This is a genomic window from Paenibacillus sp. 01T431, from assembly GCF_056398625.1.
On the sequence record NZ_JBFTPT010000012.1, the window covers coordinates 104,967 to 120,877 of the forward strand.

At 44.5% G+C, this 15,911-nt stretch carries 8 protein-coding genes and 1 riboswitch; all 8 genes read left to right on the forward strand.

Annotation, left to right across the window (positions count from 1 at the left end; genetic code table 11):
- Positions 1-5: 5 nt before the first annotated feature.
- The 8 genes from AC1DM9_RS21740 to AC1DM9_RS21775 all read left to right on the forward strand — a co-directional run bounded on the left by AC1DM9_RS21740 (position 6) and on the right by AC1DM9_RS21775 (position 15,773).
- Positions 6-2,021, forward strand: coding sequence for a YIP1 family protein (locus AC1DM9_RS21740; protein ID WP_477582160.1), 2,016 nt, complete (start codon positions 6-8; stop codon positions 2,019-2,021).
- A complete protein-coding gene (locus tag AC1DM9_RS21745) occupies positions 2,014-4,242 on the forward strand; it encodes a DUF5696 domain-containing protein (RefSeq protein ID WP_477582162.1) in 2,229 nt (742 codons plus the stop codon). Before AC1DM9_RS21740 ends, AC1DM9_RS21745 begins: the two co-directional genes overlap by 8 nt.
- Positions 4,242-5,135 (forward strand): carbohydrate ABC transporter permease, encoded by an 894-nt coding sequence (locus AC1DM9_RS21750; RefSeq protein ID WP_076269451.1) that lies wholly within the window; start codon positions 4,242-4,244, stop codon positions 5,133-5,135. Before AC1DM9_RS21745 ends, AC1DM9_RS21750 begins: the two co-directional genes overlap by 1 nt.
- A complete protein-coding gene (locus AC1DM9_RS21755) occupies positions 5,132-6,115 on the forward strand; it encodes a carbohydrate ABC transporter permease (protein ID WP_076269452.1) in 984 nt (327 codons plus the stop codon). Before AC1DM9_RS21750 ends, AC1DM9_RS21755 begins: the two co-directional genes overlap by 4 nt.
- Positions 6,116-6,321: 206 nt before the next feature.
- Entirely contained in the window at positions 6,322-7,689 is a 1,368-nt protein-coding gene (locus AC1DM9_RS21760; protein WP_475447598.1) for an ABC transporter substrate-binding protein, read from the forward strand.
- Between the two features lie 259 nt (positions 7,690-7,948).
- Positions 7,949-9,934, forward strand: a complete 1,986-nt coding sequence (locus AC1DM9_RS21765) for a methyl-accepting chemotaxis protein (RefSeq protein ID WP_477582164.1) — start codon at positions 7,949-7,951, stop codon at positions 9,932-9,934.
- 147 nt (positions 9,935-10,081) lie between these two features.
- A riboswitch (cobalamin riboswitch) is annotated at positions 10,082-10,283 on the forward strand.
- 149 nt (positions 10,284-10,432) lie between these two features.
- Entirely contained in the window at positions 10,433-14,176 is a 3,744-nt protein-coding gene (locus AC1DM9_RS21770) for a DUF4430 domain-containing protein (protein WP_477582166.1), read from the forward strand.
- 76 nt (positions 14,177-14,252) lie between these two features.
- Positions 14,253-15,773, forward strand: coding sequence for an S-layer homology domain-containing protein (locus AC1DM9_RS21775; RefSeq protein WP_477582168.1), 1,521 nt, complete (start codon positions 14,253-14,255; stop codon positions 15,771-15,773).
- The last annotated feature ends 138 nt before the right edge of the window (positions 15,774-15,911 follow it).

A 15,911-nucleotide genomic window follows, 5' to 3' on the forward strand; every position in this document is an offset into this window, starting at 1 on the left:
TGACGATGAAGAGATTTCTAATATTCCTGCTTCTTGCGGCGACCTCCATGCTTGTCGCACCAGAAGCGATACACGCGGAGCTTCCCTATCGAACGGCCTACTATGACAGCAATCAATCGACTTGGCTGCGCATACAGCCGGTTTATTCACCAGCTGAAACGAAGGGAATTCGCTTTGTAGAGCCGATCGATCTGCAGGTGGGCGCAGACGATAAGGTTTATGTGGCTGACAAAGGAGCAAACCGAGTTATTGTGCTTGATAATGACGGAGCGCTGCTGCAGACGATTGGCGAAGAAGAGGGAGCCGGCATGCTCAGTGCGCCAGAAGGCTTATTCGTTACGCCGGAAGGGGGCGTTTATGTAGCCGATTCGGGCAATCAGCGCATTGCTGTCTTTCGTGCCGACGGTACGTTCGACCGTGAGTACAAGAAGCCCGCATCAACTTTTCTGGAGCAGGAGCATTTTGTTCCCGTAAAGCTTGTCGTTGATCGGCGCGGCGTTATGTATGTCAGCTTGAATTCCTCCTATCAGGGCTTGCTGCGCATGAATGATAAAGGGGAATTCATGGGTTTCTTTGGTGCCAATAAAGCGCAGCAAACGGTACTCAACTGGCTGAAGAAGCTCGTTCTCAACAAGGAGCAGCTGGATAAGGAGACGGCGAGCCTTCCCCGTCCAATCTCCAATGTTGCCATTGATAAAGATGGATTTATTTTTACAGCAACGGCAGCGGGATTTGGGCAGGGCGCTATTCGCAAGCTAAATGCGGGCGGTGTCGATGCCTTTAAGAATAAGACGCTCGTGAACGGCCATGGCATCGTTGATGTTGCAAGCGATTCAAAAGGGTTCTTATACAACATTGATATGGAATCGGCAAACATTAATATTTATGATCAAAATGGCGAAGCATTGTTTGCTTTCGGGTTCATTGATAACGCAACACAGCAATATGGTGTTCTTGGATTTCCGACGAGCATTGGCGTAGATTCCAAATTCGGCGTCTGGATTTCTGACAGCCGAACAGGTACAATTCACAAATTTGTTCGCACGGAATTCGGAAGCGACGTTATGAATGCGTTAGGCCTCTATTTGGAAGGCAAATATGAAGAGAGCAAGCCTTATTGGGATCGCGTTTATGCCCGCAATGATATGTACAATGGTACATTTCAAGGACTAGGCAAGGTGTATCTGCATGAGAATAACAATGAGGATGCGTTGACCTTCTTGAAAACAGCCTTTGATACGAAGGGCTACTCTAAAGCGTTCTGGCAAATCCGACTAGAGTTTTTGCAGCAGCATTTCATATGGATCGTTTTAGGTTTGGCAGCTTTGTATCTCTTGCTTAGGTATAGCCGGATTCTGCTTAAAAAGCAGATTCAGCGCCGCCCTTTGCCTGAATCTTGGCAGCGCCCGCTTGGCGATTTGCGCAACCTTTGGTACGTCATGCTCCATCCTTATCATGGCTTTTACAAGCTGAAGGAAGCTAGAGTTGCACCTTGGATTATTATTTTGATTTTAGTTTCGGTTGTAGCGGTGAAGATCGTTACGATTTATTACACCGGATTTTTGTTCCATCCCGTGGAGCTCTCGCAGGTCAATCTATTTGGAAGTCTGGGATTATTCGTAGTTCCTTGGGTAACGTGGATCATCGCGAATTATCTCGTATGCAGCGTGAAGGACGGGGAAGGGAAATTCAGAGAGGTTATTCAAGGCAGCACCTATGCGCTTGCACCATATCTGTTCTTTTCCATTCCAACATTACTGCTGTCCAATATCGTGACGCTTGATGAGCGAGTGATCGTGGACTCATTAAACACCGTTATGTTCCTCTGGATGGGTGTCATGCTGATCGTTATGACGCAGGTCATTCACAATTTCGATTTTGTGGAGACGCTCAAAAATATCGCCATCACGATATTTACCATTGGCACGATTTGGCTGTTTGCCTTTCTCGTCTTCGGATTGTCCTACAATTTATACGATTTCTTCTATCAGCTTTACAAGGAGGTGACCTTCTATGGTTGAGTTCATCAAGCGTACTTCCCTTCGAGTAAAGCTTGCAGCAATCGCAGTTTGCGCGTTACTTATTATCATTTTGGTTGTTATCCTGCAAGGAGATGAGCTCTCGCCGGCACAAGCTCTTGCCTACACAGGGATTAAGGAGAGAGCAGTGAGCAAGGCTCCTCTTTATGAAGGCGAGGCTTGGAAACCGCAAGCGGGAGCTGATGGTTTCGCAGAAGCACTAGCAAGCGAGAACTTCGCGCTTTATATTCAGCCCGCAAGCACACAGATTGCTTTGGTTGACAAACGTACTGGATACAGGTGGAGCAGCAATCCTTCAGAAGCTCAGCTAAGCAGCGAAACGGTTAAAGGTGTGCTGCTTGCCAACTTGAAATCGCCTTTTGTTCTCATTTATGTCAGGACACAAGGGAAGGATCAGACGATCAGGGAAGTGCTGAATGCGAATGATCCGAAAGTGCAAACAACGCTGATCAAAACGGCAGAGGGGCTTCAGGTCTCCTATGTTTTCCCGGAAAAACAGCTGGGCTTTACGATCCAATACGAGCTTACGTCAAAGGGGCTTAAGGTACGGATTCCAACGGAGGGAATTAAGGAGGACGGAGAATATGCCGTCTTTACGGTAGACTTGCTTCCCTACTTTGGCGCTGCTTCCTCAGAGGAGGATGGATATATTTTTGTTCCAGATGGACCAGGCGGCTTGATCCGATTTGACAGCGAGCGGGCTGGCGTGTCTAGAGGTTATATCCATCAGGTATACGGCCTTGAACTAACCAATACCGGAAATTGGACGCGTTCAGGTGAAAGACGTGAGAATATTGCTTACCCGGTGTTCGGCATGAAACGAGGCAGCAATGCCTTTATGGCGGTGCTTACGGAGGGCGGTGATTCGGCGAATATTGCTGCGATGCCGCCAGGTCTCAAATCCAATATGTATAACGTATTTTCCAATCAGATCTACCGTGAGGAATATTTGTACAGAATGAGCCGGCTTGCCGCACCGCTTAAAGCGGTACAGAAACAGCGATTGGATACGGATAGAGAGGTTGAATATCGCTTTCTTAATGGAGATGACGCTGGTTATGTCGGAATGGCGAAGGCTTATCGAGAGTACATGACGGAAACCGGCAAGCTGAACGAACCGTTAAAGCCTGTTGAACACACCCCTTTGTATTTAAAAATTATGGGGGGCAACTATACGGAAGCCTTCAGCAAAATCAAATATATTACGGCAACGACCTTCCCGCAGGCAACGAATATCGTAAATGGGCTGCTGGAGAAGGGTGTCGCTAATCTGAAGGTCATTTATTACGGCTGGCAAAATCAAGGCGACTACGATCTTTATGACCGTTTTCCAATTGAGGAGTCGCTAGGCGGCGAGACGGCTGCCAAGGCTTTTGTCTCCAATATGACAAAGCATGGCATTGACGTCATGTTCGAGGATGATTTTGTCTGGATCGATTCGGACAATTCCGATTTATCTGGCAAAACGAACGGTATTCGCGGCATTGATGAAACGGTATTTGTTGATGAGGGATGGTTTATCAGCAAGCCGTCACGCACCGTTGCCATGGCCTATCAAACGATTGAGAAGCTGAAGGAGATTGGCATATCCGGCATTTTGTACAACTGGATGGGTGAAATGGTATTCCATGACTATGATCCGTCAGGCATAGAAACTCGTTCGGACACGATTGCTGTATACGATGGTTTACTCGAATACACGCAGAAGACGCTTGGCACGGCTGGCGTATATCGCGGGAATGACTACGCAGTTGGCCAAAGCGATTTTATTGCTAATTTGCCGCATGAATCCAGCTATGATTTCATGGTCGACGAGACGGTTCCTTTTTACCCCATCGCGCTTCATGGTTATGTATCGTATTCGTTTGGAGATGGCAATCTTCGTAATGATGTAGAAACTGAGTTTTTAAAAGCCATTGAATATGGAGCTGTTCCTTCTTTCTTCCTCACACATGAGGATTCACGGAAGCTCAAGTACACGGCTGCGAGCTTCTTATTCAGCAGTCAATATGAGAAGTGGACAGACCGCATTTTAAAGGAATACGAGGCTTTTGATTCCCTAGCAGGTTTGTATTCCCAAACGATTAAAAATCACGAAAAGCTGTCTGAAAATCGGTTTGCTACCGTTTATGAGGACGGCACACGGGTAATCGTCGATTACAACAGCAAGACTTTCGTCGTAGAGAAGGGAGCGGGCGCCTAATGCAAGCAAAAGCTAGAGTCCGTGCAGCGCGCCTTCATCTCTGGAAGCGCTACGGAATGGGACTGCTGTTCATGCTGCCATGGATTATTGGGTTTGCGATGTTCGTCATTATCCCGATTAGCTGGTCGTTATTTATGTCCTTTAACAAGGTGCAAGTAGCGGTCGGAGGATTTAAATATGAATGGGTCGGATTGCGCAATTTCCGGGATGCATTTTTGAAAGATAACATTTTCCCAATTGAACTTATCACTTATTTCCAAGAAATGCTGCTAATGGTTCCGATCATCGTTATTTTTGCCCTGCTGATCTCATTAATGCTGAATCAGAAATTTCCTGGACGATTTATTTTCCGCGCGCTGTTTTTTCTTCCAGTTATTTTTGCAACAGGGCAAGTGCTCTCAGAGCTGTTCTTGCAAGGAGCGGGAGATATTCCATTCCTGGAGCAGTACAATTTGCTTCCGATAGTTGAGGAATATGTTGGCAAGCAATTTGCAGAGACAGTAATGGCAGTTTTGGGCAAAGCGATTCTAATTTTATGGTATTCCGGTGTGCAGATTCTTATCTTTATTGCGGGTTTCCAGACGATTTCACCAACGATTTATGAGGCTGTGCGGATCGATGGCGCCTCCCCTTGGGACAGCTTCTGGAAAATAACGCTGCCAGCCTGCGTGCCATTCATCAGCTTGAATGTGCTATATACGATTATCGACCTGTTCACATTCCCGCTTAATCCTGTGCTGAAGCATATCAAAGACAACATGTTTAAGGTCGATACCGGTTACGGCTACGCCAGTGCGCTCGCTTGGATTTATTTTGGACTCATCTTCGCGCTGATCGCCCTCGTATTATGGCTGTTTAACCGGAGCCTCAAGACAAGGAGGGTACATTCATGATTACTGCGATGAAGTCTGAGTTCGAGAAGGTTAGCCGCAGCGTAAGGGGAGTTCTATGGGGCCGCAAAGCCCAGAAAACAAAAATGCTTGTGCTCGGACGAAGCTTGTCTGACGGTTTGCTGGCGAAGCTTATCATTTATTTGCTGCTCTCGATTGTCGCTTACCTTTATTTACAGCCGATTCTTTATATGGTCAGCACGATGTTTAAGAACATGAGTGATCTTCTTGATCCGACGGTAAAGTGGATTCCGCGCGAGATTACTTGGGAAAATGTGACGAAAGCGCTGAAAGGTTTGCAATATCCGGAAGCGCTCAGAAACACTGCCCTTATATCGGTGACATGCTCGCTCGTACAGGTCATTATTTGTGCGATGACCGGCTATGCGCTTGCTAGGCTGGAGCTGCCATTCAAGGGACTTTTTACGGCGCTGATCATATTGACCTTCTTGATTCCGCCGCAGGTTATCATCATTCCGCTTTACGTTATATTCAGCAAGCTCGGCTTGTTGAATTCGATTTTTGTGTTTCTCATACCGGCTATTTTCGGGCAAGGCCTTAAGGGCGCCTTATTTATTCTCATTTTCCGGCAGTTTTTCAAAGCGCAGCCGCCAAGCTTGGAGGAGGCAGCGAAGCTGGACGGAGCTTCTACAGCGAGGCTGTTTTTCGGAATTATGCTGCCTCTGGCAAGGTCAGCGTGCTTAGTCGTGTTTCTCTTCTCATTTATTTGGTACTGGAACATGTATTATGAGCCATCGATGTTTCTTACCAAAGGCTTCACGCCGCTGTCGATCCGTCTAGATATGCTGGAGGATGTGCTGAATCCGTCATTGCTCGGAAATACGCGAACCATCGTTAATCCGATTACGGAGAGCACCAAAATGGCCGCAGCCTTCCTTATTATTTTACCGCCGATCATCGTGTTTATGTTCCTACAGCGCTGGTTCGTTAGTGGTATTGAAAGAACGGGAATTGTTGAATAGTTCTTTGTCTGCGCTAAGGCGCAGCAGCTCTTTAGGGGGGTGATGTTTCGGCAAACAGCTGCTGGAACGGTTTCAACGTTATAAAGAATGCTAAACCGCAAAAAACGAGGGGAAGGCTTACGAAACGAAGCCAGTTTTGCTTCACAAAACTAAGCCTATGCTTACGAAGCTAGTTTTGCTTCACAAAACTTTTAGGAGGCCAAAAAATGAAAAACAAAAGCGCTTTGACATGGATGTTGTGTATGGTCTTGTTATTTTCAGTCGTTCTCTCAGCTTGCTCCGGCAATGGAGAAAAGAAAACGACAAACACTCCTTCTAATAATACAGCGACAGATGCACCTACCGATGATGCAGCGAAACCGGCTACAGAAGAGAAGCATGAACCTGTTACGATTAAACTCATTTCATGGTCTGATTCCTACACGGAACTATACAAAATGTTTAACGAAAAATATCCATGGATCACAATTGAACAGGTTCCTGTAAACGGCAAACCAATTATGGAGATCATCGCTACTTTGGAAGCGGCAGGAACACCAGCCGACTTAACTTGGATCGACAGTGATTTGATCTCGTTTGACCAAGCTGGCTTGGTTGAGGATTTGACTCCTTATATCGAGAAGGATATGACATTCCAAGACATTCAGCTGCCTCAAGGTTTTTTTGATACGATGACGTATAAAGACAAAAAATTGGCTGTGCCATTCGTTGACGTACCGATGTGGATACTCGTCAATAAAGATTTGCTTGCTAAGCATGGTGTTGAAATGCCAGCAAATGATTGGACTTACGATGATTTCCGCGATGTAGCCAAAAAAATTACCGATCCAGAAGCAGGGGAATATGGCTTAACAACACAGCCAGAATTTCAAATGCGCGTTCTTAGCACAAAAGCAATTGCTGACGGACATGCTGCAAACATTCATTACTTAAATGAAGATTTGACACAAAGCTTGCTCAATACGCCAGATGTAATGAATGATGTTAGATGGCTTTCAGATTTTGTGTGGAAAGACGGCTCCATGCAGAGCAATGCGAAAGCTAAGGAACAAGGCGATGTTTCGAGAGAATTTATTAACGGTAAAACGGGCTTTGCGATCGGCGGAGACTGGGTACTTCCAGGCCTCAAAAAGGATGCGAAGTTTGAATGGGATGTTTTGCCTTTCCCAAGAGGAAAAGTAAGCCAACCAGGTTATAGTATTTATGGTCCGCTTTCACTGCTTAGCGGTTCCAAGCATAAAGAAGAAGCTTTCCTATGGATTAGCTTCCAATTCTCCAAAGAAGCGCAAAAATGGAAGATTGACCAAGGAGCAAATGCTTCGGTTATCGATCCTGAATTGACAGCTTATTATGATGAAACGCCAATGTGGGAAGGCAAAAACAAGGAAGCTGTAAAAATTGCAAAGGAAAATGCAAAAATTCAGCCAGGTGTAACCATTCCTGCTTGGTCTGAATACAACTGGAACAATATTTTGAATGAAATTATTTTTGATGGAGCAGATATTAATAAACTGATTCCAGAAACGGAAAAATGGAATAAACGTACGCTAGAGGTTCGTGAATCGTTGAAATAATCGGAGTCTACCTTTAGTAGGCTAATCTCGAAATCACCCTATGTCGCTTAGTTTGCGGCCATAGGGTGGTTTTTTTGTATTAATAAGGTATGTAGATAGCTTAAGCTTAGTAATTCATAAACTTAGTCATATAAAATAATTAATAAATTCAATATAAATATGTATTATTTAAGAAGTTTCAATCTAATTGGTTTAATTTACATAACATTTTAGTTAAACTGGTTTAATATAGATAAATTAACAGTGGGGGTTATCAAAAATGAAGATGGGATTACGCTCGTTGACGAATAAATTTATGCTAGTCATGGCCGCCGCATTAGTCATAATCGTTAGTGTGATTCTCATGTATGAATGGAAATCCACTCGTATAGCTGTTGAGCAGCAGCTTCTGGAAAAGGGTCGCACGATGGTTTTATCGCTAGCTCGCACACTTGAGAATGTTACGGAGCAGGATTTTAAAACAGGTGTTGTGCTGGAGGATGGAACGAAATGGGACGGAAACAAGCTAAAAGAGGACTTTTTCAACGATACATTGACTGTAAATCCTGAAAGTGAGAAAGTGGCTGAAAAAAGGCTAAAGGACTCAACCTATGCGGGGAAAGAATCGATTTTGTACAATGGAGAGTCCATTCCGCTATCTCAATATGAACTGAAATATGATAGTGCCTATGACCGTTATACGGATTACCGCTGGCAAGGCATTATGGATAGTTTTCTGACGGAGGAAAATGTTATTTTTGCTATTGCAGGCGCTTATTCAGAAAATCCGAATTTTGCGGGCTATATCCCAACACATAATAGCATTTACAGCCCTGTTGGAGAAGAATCAAAAGATACTTGGGGCGACGAGGGACTTCTTAGTCAAAACTACCGGGCCAATCGGATTTTTAACGACAAAACAGGCTACAATGCCGCTACGAACACGAAGACGGATGATGTCCTCCTGCAAAAATATAATAGACTCATAGACGGGAAAACGGTAGAAACGTGGGATATTTCCTATCCTTTAATTATCGATGGCAAACATTGGGGCGGGGTACGTGTTGCATTGTCAAAAGAAAAGGCAGATGCGCTCATCGCTTCAGAAAGAACGATGGTTGTCATGCAATTTGGCGGCCTGATGGCTGTTGTATTGGTCGTTTTGTTTCTTCTATCACAATTTATGGTAGGACGTAAGCTTCGTAATATTGTTCATGCTGCAATTAATCTTAATTCTAGCGAAGCGGATCTTACCTATCGTATAGAAAATAAAGGGAATGATGAAATTGCTCGCCTAGGCGAAGAAATCAATCATTTCATTGCCCATATGCAAGGCTTAATGCGGACGATTCGGAACAATGCCGCATCCGTATCGGATTTTGCAGGCCGGCTGGGTGTAGGCTCGCAGCAAAGCCGAGAGCTCTCTTCGCAGCTAGCTTCCTCTGTGAATGAGATGGCAATTGGCGCGGAGAATCAAGCAGACGGGGCAGTTGAGGCAGCAAGGTCTATGGAGGAAATGGCGACGAGCGTAGGAAGGATTGCTCACTCCTCGAGCCAAATGTCGGAAGCATCGAACGATATGCTGCAAGCAGCGGAGCTGGGCCATGAAAAATCGGATCATGCGGTTGGTCAAATGGAGCGGCTTGGCGCGGCAACGGCTTCGATATCACGAGTGATCGGACAGCTTAATGAGCGCTCATCCGAAATCCAAGAGATGGCAGGCACGATTGCTGCTATTGCAAATCAGACGAATTTGCTCGCTCTAAATGCTGCTATAGAAGCGGCACATGCAGGGGAGTATGGCCGTGGATTTGCAGTTGTATCAAGTGAAGTGAGAAAGCTGGCTGAACAGGCTTCGGCTCATGCGGGCCATATCGAAGAAACGATTAATGAGGTGCTAGCCTTGACTGCCGATGCTGTTGGCGCGGTCACTGCAGGAGAGCAAGAAATGGAACAAGGATTACTCATCGTTCAGGAGCTGAAGGTATCTTTTGACACGATATGGAAGGAATCCCGCCTTGTAGCCTCCCAAATTGAAGACGTATCTGCTTCAACGGAGGAGATGGCAGCAGGCAGCGAGGAAGTGAGCGCTTCCGTTGAATCGATGGCGCAGGTAGCCAAGGATACTTCAACTCATGCTGCGCAATCGGCAGCAGACACTGAGCGGCAAAATCAGCTCGCAGCTGAAACGCAGCAGCTTGCTTCATCTGTAAATGAGCTTTCTGAGGAGCTTCAGCGCTCGATTACGAGATTTAAAATTGAGTAATTTGCAGCTGAAGTGGATTTATGATGAAATACTAGTCAAAGGCACAATAAATCGAATAGAGAATTGTACAAGTTGAAAAAAAACGGTCAGAACCTTTGTCTAATCCTTTCAAATTTGATACAATTCACAAAACAAGCACTTACAATTTCATAGAATAGCTAATATGGTGCTGCCGTGAATCTATCATTCACAAGCAGCTTAATAGGGAAGTTCGGTCAAAATCCGACGCGGTCCCGCCACTGTATCGCGGAGCAGACGATCGTGTTGTCCACTGTCATATCATGACGGGAAGGAGATCGTCTAAGCAATGAAGCGAAGCCAGGAGACCTGCCATAGGAGCGCTCTATATTTCTCACGAGGATGGGAGGGAGATGTTTATTCGTGCTTTTGCAATAGGTGGATTCCTATGCTTCCATGCGCACGTGTTTATCCAAACATCTTTCCACAAACGGAAAGATGTTTTTTTGTTGCCAAAAATGATTAAAGGGAGAGAAAACATTGCTTAATTTAAAAAGATTTATGAAAAAGAGTTTGCCTGCAATTTTAAGTTTTGTATTGGTGTTTACTTTATTTGCACCACAAGTAGGTAAAGCAGCAGATCATTCTGCGAATGCTTCATTGAATGAGATGATTGATAAGACTGTTGAGTATTATAAAAATAGAAATACAACATTGAATTCTTGGTGGGAAATTGTTGCCCTTTGGGGTGCTGGAGAAAACCTGCAGGATGGCAGTTGGAAGCTGCCTAGTTGGAAGACCGTGGATCCAGGGTTGAAGCCTAATGATAGTGATACAACTCATATCCGCTATATTTATTCATTACTCGCGATGGGTGAAGATCCTGCGCATGCGTGGGAAACGGATCGAAATTTGTATGCGGAGTTAGCTGCACAGCAAAATATGGATACGGGGTCATTTGCCGGTTCAACAAACAGGCATATGTGGGCGATGCATGCACTTGATACAGGTGTAAAGCTTGGAAGTGACGTTGGTAGCTGGGATGCAGCTGCAAAGAAGAAGGCAGTTGATTATCTATTAAGTAAGCAGTTAAAAGACGGTGGCTTCACATTTTTTGGAAGCGTATCTGATCCAGATATGACTGGTATGGGGCTGCTTGCACTCGGCAATTATCAGAATGATAGTGCTGTTCAACGAGCTATTGAAAGAATAAAAGAAGAATACTTGAAAGTAAAAGTATTAAATAAAGAAACGGGAATGCTTGGAGTAAACTCGAACAACTTAGCTGCAGTTGTATCGGGCTTGTCTGCGGTTGGCGAAGATGTGTTGTCTAACGACTGGGCTGCTACCAATGGAAATACAGTCCTTGACTCCTTTCGTTTATATCAGCTGGATAATGGAGCATTTCAATATACTTTAAATGGAAGTCCTAATTCAATGGCAACGGAGCAAGCATTAATTGCTCTTCTTGATATTAAATATCAGAAAACGGTATGGTACCGTTTTGAAGAAGTAAAACTTCCTTCGGTTAACGTAAAGGTTAAGGTTGATGGTATTTCACAAAGTATTTATGAACAGAAAAATGTTAGTTTAAAGCATAACGAGTCTATCACTGCTCTCGATGCGCTTAAAAAGGCGCTTACTACTGCAGTTCCGCCTATCTCCTATAATATCGTAGAAAGCAGTTATGGTCCTTATGTCAAAGGTATTGCTGGACAGGAAGCGGGTTCTTTTGGCGGCTGGGATGGCTGGATGTTCGAGGTTAATGGAACTGCGTCAAGTATAGGTGCAGGTGCGTACCAGCTTAAAGAAAATGATGAGGTGAGATTCTATTATAGTCGTTACCCGGAACTCTCTTCATCAACAATTGTGAAAATTGGAACATCAGATCCATCGGTTGATGTGATGCTCGCGGGTGATCATTTCAGCAGCGAAGCGGCTAATCCGAGCAACTGGTCTATTGATACGGGAACCTCAGGCCTTACTGTTAAGTCGTTTGAAAAAATAAATGATCAACGCATCAAAATTAATCTTTCGGGCAAAGCATTAGATAGTACGATTACCATTAAAGCATTAGCAGCTGCATTAGAAAGTAACAAGGTGAGCGAACCGATTACGATTTCGGACACCGTGACAGTAGATTTTCAGGTTGATGGCATTTCAGAGCCAATTTATACGAAACAATCGGTGACACTTAAGAATACGGAAAAACCAGTAACGGTTTTAGACCTATTTAAAAGTGCTCTTGATCAAGCAGATCCAAAGATTGGTTATAAAATTACGGAAAGCAGCTATGGCCCTTATGTATCTGAAATAAATAAGCAAGCAGCAGGCAGCCTTGGAGGCTGGGACGGCTGGATATACGAAGTAAATGGGATTGCACCAGAAGTTGGCGTGGGCGCATATGAGCTTAAGCAAAAAGATGTCGTTCGCTTCTATTACAGCAGATATGCTGCTCTTACTACGCAATCAACGATTGCGAGTGGTGCTGTTAATCCTTCGATTGATGTAAAGCTTGCAGGCGATGAGTTCACTAGCGTAGCGGCCAATATCGATAATTGGACAATTGACACAGGAAATACAGAGCTGAAAGTGAATTCACTTGTTCAAGATGAGAAAAACATAAAGATTTCTTTTGAAGGAACAGCAAAAGGCGGCACAATTACCGTTAAAGCATTAGGTGCTGCGCTAGTTGGAAAAAAAGAAAGTGATCCAATTTCTGTTGTAGTTCCACGCGAAGTGAGTGATACAACGGATCAAAATATTGCGATTCATGAGAATGAAAAGGTTGTTTCTCTTGGTACAGCAAGCGATGCTCCAATCACGAATAGTATCATTCTTACATTTGCTTCGGCTGCATTGCCAAAGGTAACAGCTATACGTGGTGCGACTACGCTGGAGATCCCAGCTAATACAACAATTACATCAACATGGGACAAAAAGCTTCAGCTTCCCAAAAACTTAAGCACAGATGATAGCGGGCTAACGACTAAGCTGAATAGTGCTTTGTCTGCTGACAATAAAAAAGTTGATGCAATTGCAATTCGCATACAAGCGGGCGGTAACGAAAAAATACAATTTAATCAACATGTTACCCTTACCTTAAAAGGACAAGGTGATAAGGAAGCTGGTTTCGTTGATCAAGCAGGTGCATTCACAGCAATTAAGAAATATCCGGATTCGGCTTTGCGTACAGATGAGGTGTACGCTTATAACGATAATGGAAATTTGATTATTAAAACCAAGCATTTCACAGAATTTCTAGCTTACAAAACAGCTTCTTTGACAGGTGGCGGTGATGTTGGTGGAGGCGGAACTGATCCGGTAGCAGAGACGATCACTTTATCCGTAGAAAAACGTTCAATAAAAGCTGGGGATATTGTAGCTCCATATGCTGTAACACTTAAAGCAGGTGATACGGCCTTCACTGCTCTCAAACGTGCTCTTGATGAAAAAGGCGTTTCAATAGACTATTCAGGGTCAGAATCAAGCATCTACGTGAAAGCGATTGGCGGTCTTGCCGAGCGTGATCCTAATCATGGTGACTTGAGCGGCTGGATGTATTCCGTAAATGGAGTATTCCCTAACTATAGTGCAGGTTCTTATGTATTGAAAAAAGGTGATGTGCTTCGTTGGCAATTTACGAAGGATCTCGGCGCGGATATTGGAGCAACGGTTCCAGGGGATACTGGTGGACAGGTTCCAGGAAAAGACCCAGAAGTGAAACCAGATCCATCTGCACCTAAGTACACCGATGCTGCAAAAATATCTAGCTGGGCAATAAATTCTGTCATGAAAGCTACAACACTTGGCTTCATGCAGGGTACGAGCACAGAAAATCCTAAATTTGAACCTAAGCGTCAGCTAACCCGTGCAGAATTTGCTGCCTTAGTGGTTAAATTTGCTGGAGTAGAACCGGTTCTTACTGATGCTGGATTTAAGGATGTCAGCAAGCAGGATTGGTATTATGGATATGTAGCAGCAGCCAAAGAAAAAGGATTGATGTCAGGTGTAACTGAAACTTCTTTTGCACCGAACCAACCGATTACAAGACAAGAAATGGCTGCCGTTTTAGTTAGACTTAAAGGTCTAACTGATGAGAATGCACCGCAAGCAGCAATTATGGATCGTGACGCTGTTGCAGCGTGGGCTGTTCCTTATGTAAATGTAGCTTACCAAAAAGGTCTGATGACAGGAGATAACGGCAAGTTTAATCCACAAGCTCTTGTTACACGTGAGATGGCAGCTGTTACGATCATCCGACTTCATGAATTGAAATCATAATTTACTAAGCTGTCTCGTAGGCTATTGCAATAGCTGCGGGACAGCTATTTTCTTGAAAGGAGAGTGTGGATTCAGCATGAACAAAAAATCCGTATCACTTAAATCGTTATTATTGTTGGTTATATTCGCATTAATGCTTTCTTGCGTCAGTACGGCTCTGCTGCCTATGCAGCGCGCGGCAGCGGCAGAAACGATGGCGGTAGAGAATGAAATGACATCAGCCGCGAAACAAATCTTAAGCAGCGGCACCATTAGCGATTGGGAAGCGATTGCCTTATATCGTTCTGGTCATGCGGTGCCAGCGAGTTACTTGAGCGGGCTGGCTTCTTATTTAAAAGAGAACAAAGGTGAATTCCGCAAAGTAACCGACCTTGAACGAATGGCTATTGCGATTAGAGCGGCAGGTGAAGATGCAGCCTCCTTCGCTGGCTACAATCTCATTCAAAGCATCTACAATCATTCGAGAATGACGAATCAAGGCACGAATGGCGTGATTTTTGCATTGATTGCTTTGGATAGCGGCAATTATGAGGTGCCAGCAAGTGCCATATGGACACGTACGAAGTTAATAGACTGGCTGCTCAGCCAGCAAAATACGAGTGGAGCATTCCCGCTATCGGAAAAATCCGAGGATAATTTAGATATAACCGCCATGGCGATTAGCGCACTCGCTCCTTACCAAGAACAAGCAAAAGTGAAAAGTGCAATCGATAAAGCTCTAAAATGGCTGTCTTCTGAACAGCAAGTAAATGGCGGCTTTAACGCGTTTGGAGACGACAACAGTGAGAGTGTAGCTCAAGCTATTATTGCTTTGGCAGCTGTAGGAATTAGTCCAATGGAATCCAGCTTTATGAAAAAGAACGGGAATCTCCTAACGAGCTTATTAAGGTTCCAGCTTGCGGATGGTAGTTTTGCACATGCACTCGGTCAGCCATCAAATGAGATGGCAACGGAGCAAGCTTTGATGGCGCTAGCCGCGTACGACCGCTATAGCAAGCAAAAGCCGGCGTTGTTCAACATTTCGGCGGATACAGAATTGACGGGCAGCAAGCCGCAATTTGTAGACAATAACCTCATTTCCGTATGGGCCTATGATGCTGTTTATAGCGTGTTCGAAGCCAAAGTTATGGTAGGGGTAAGCGGTTCGGAGCTTCGCTTTGATCCGAAGAAGCAGATGACAAAAGCTGAATTCGCAACCTTGCTCATCAATCTATTGGAGGAAGCCCCTGCTAATGAAGCAGCAAAAGTGTTCAAGGATGTTCAGCCTGGCGCATGGTATTACGGAGCCATTATGCGTGCCAAGGAACTGGGCATCATTCAAGGGATTACAATAGATTCGTTCAAACCGAACCAAGCGGTAACAAGACAAGAAATGGCGATCATGATTGCCAAGGCTTTCAAGCTTAAGGGCAGCACAGATACAATTCCTTTCAAAGACGAGAGCAGCATTCATGAAAGTGCAAAAGCATACGTCAACGCCGTATATGTAAACGGTTTGATGCAGGGCTCGAACGGCAGCTTTAATCCTAAAGCGGTCGTTACGAGAGAAGTGGCAGCCGTAGTAGCAGATAAACTGCTGGAATTGCCGGCAGCCTAAATTCAGAAGAAGCGAAATGAAAGAGCAAGCTGCTCTTTTGTTTCGCTTCTTTTTTTGCATCTTACTACATAGGAAGGAAGCCCCTTTTTTCACTAAACGAACCAAATACAGGATTTTGTTCTTTATAAAGAATATTGG

Bases quoted from the DNA above. Each gene is read 5' to 3' on its own strand.
- AC1DM9_RS21740 (WP_477582160.1), top strand. From the start codon at position 6: ATGAAGAGATTTCTAATATTCCTGCTTCTTGCGGCGACCTCCATGCTT.
- AC1DM9_RS21745 (WP_477582162.1), top strand. From the start codon at position 2,014: ATGGTTGAGTTCATCAAGCGTACTTCCCTTCGAGTAAAGCTTGCAGCA.
- AC1DM9_RS21750 (WP_076269451.1), top strand. From the start codon at position 4,242: ATGCAAGCAAAAGCTAGAGTCCGTGCAGCGCGCCTTCATCTCTGGAAG.
- AC1DM9_RS21755 (WP_076269452.1), top strand. From the start codon at position 5,132: ATGATTACTGCGATGAAGTCTGAGTTCGAGAAGGTTAGCCGCAGCGTA.
- AC1DM9_RS21760 (WP_475447598.1), top strand. From the start codon at position 6,322: ATGAAAAACAAAAGCGCTTTGACATGGATGTTGTGTATGGTCTTGTTA.
- AC1DM9_RS21765 (WP_477582164.1), top strand. From the start codon at position 7,949: ATGAAGATGGGATTACGCTCGTTGACGAATAAATTTATGCTAGTCATG.
- AC1DM9_RS21775 (WP_477582168.1), top strand. From the start codon at position 14,253: ATGAACAAAAAATCCGTATCACTTAAATCGTTATTATTGTTGGTTATA.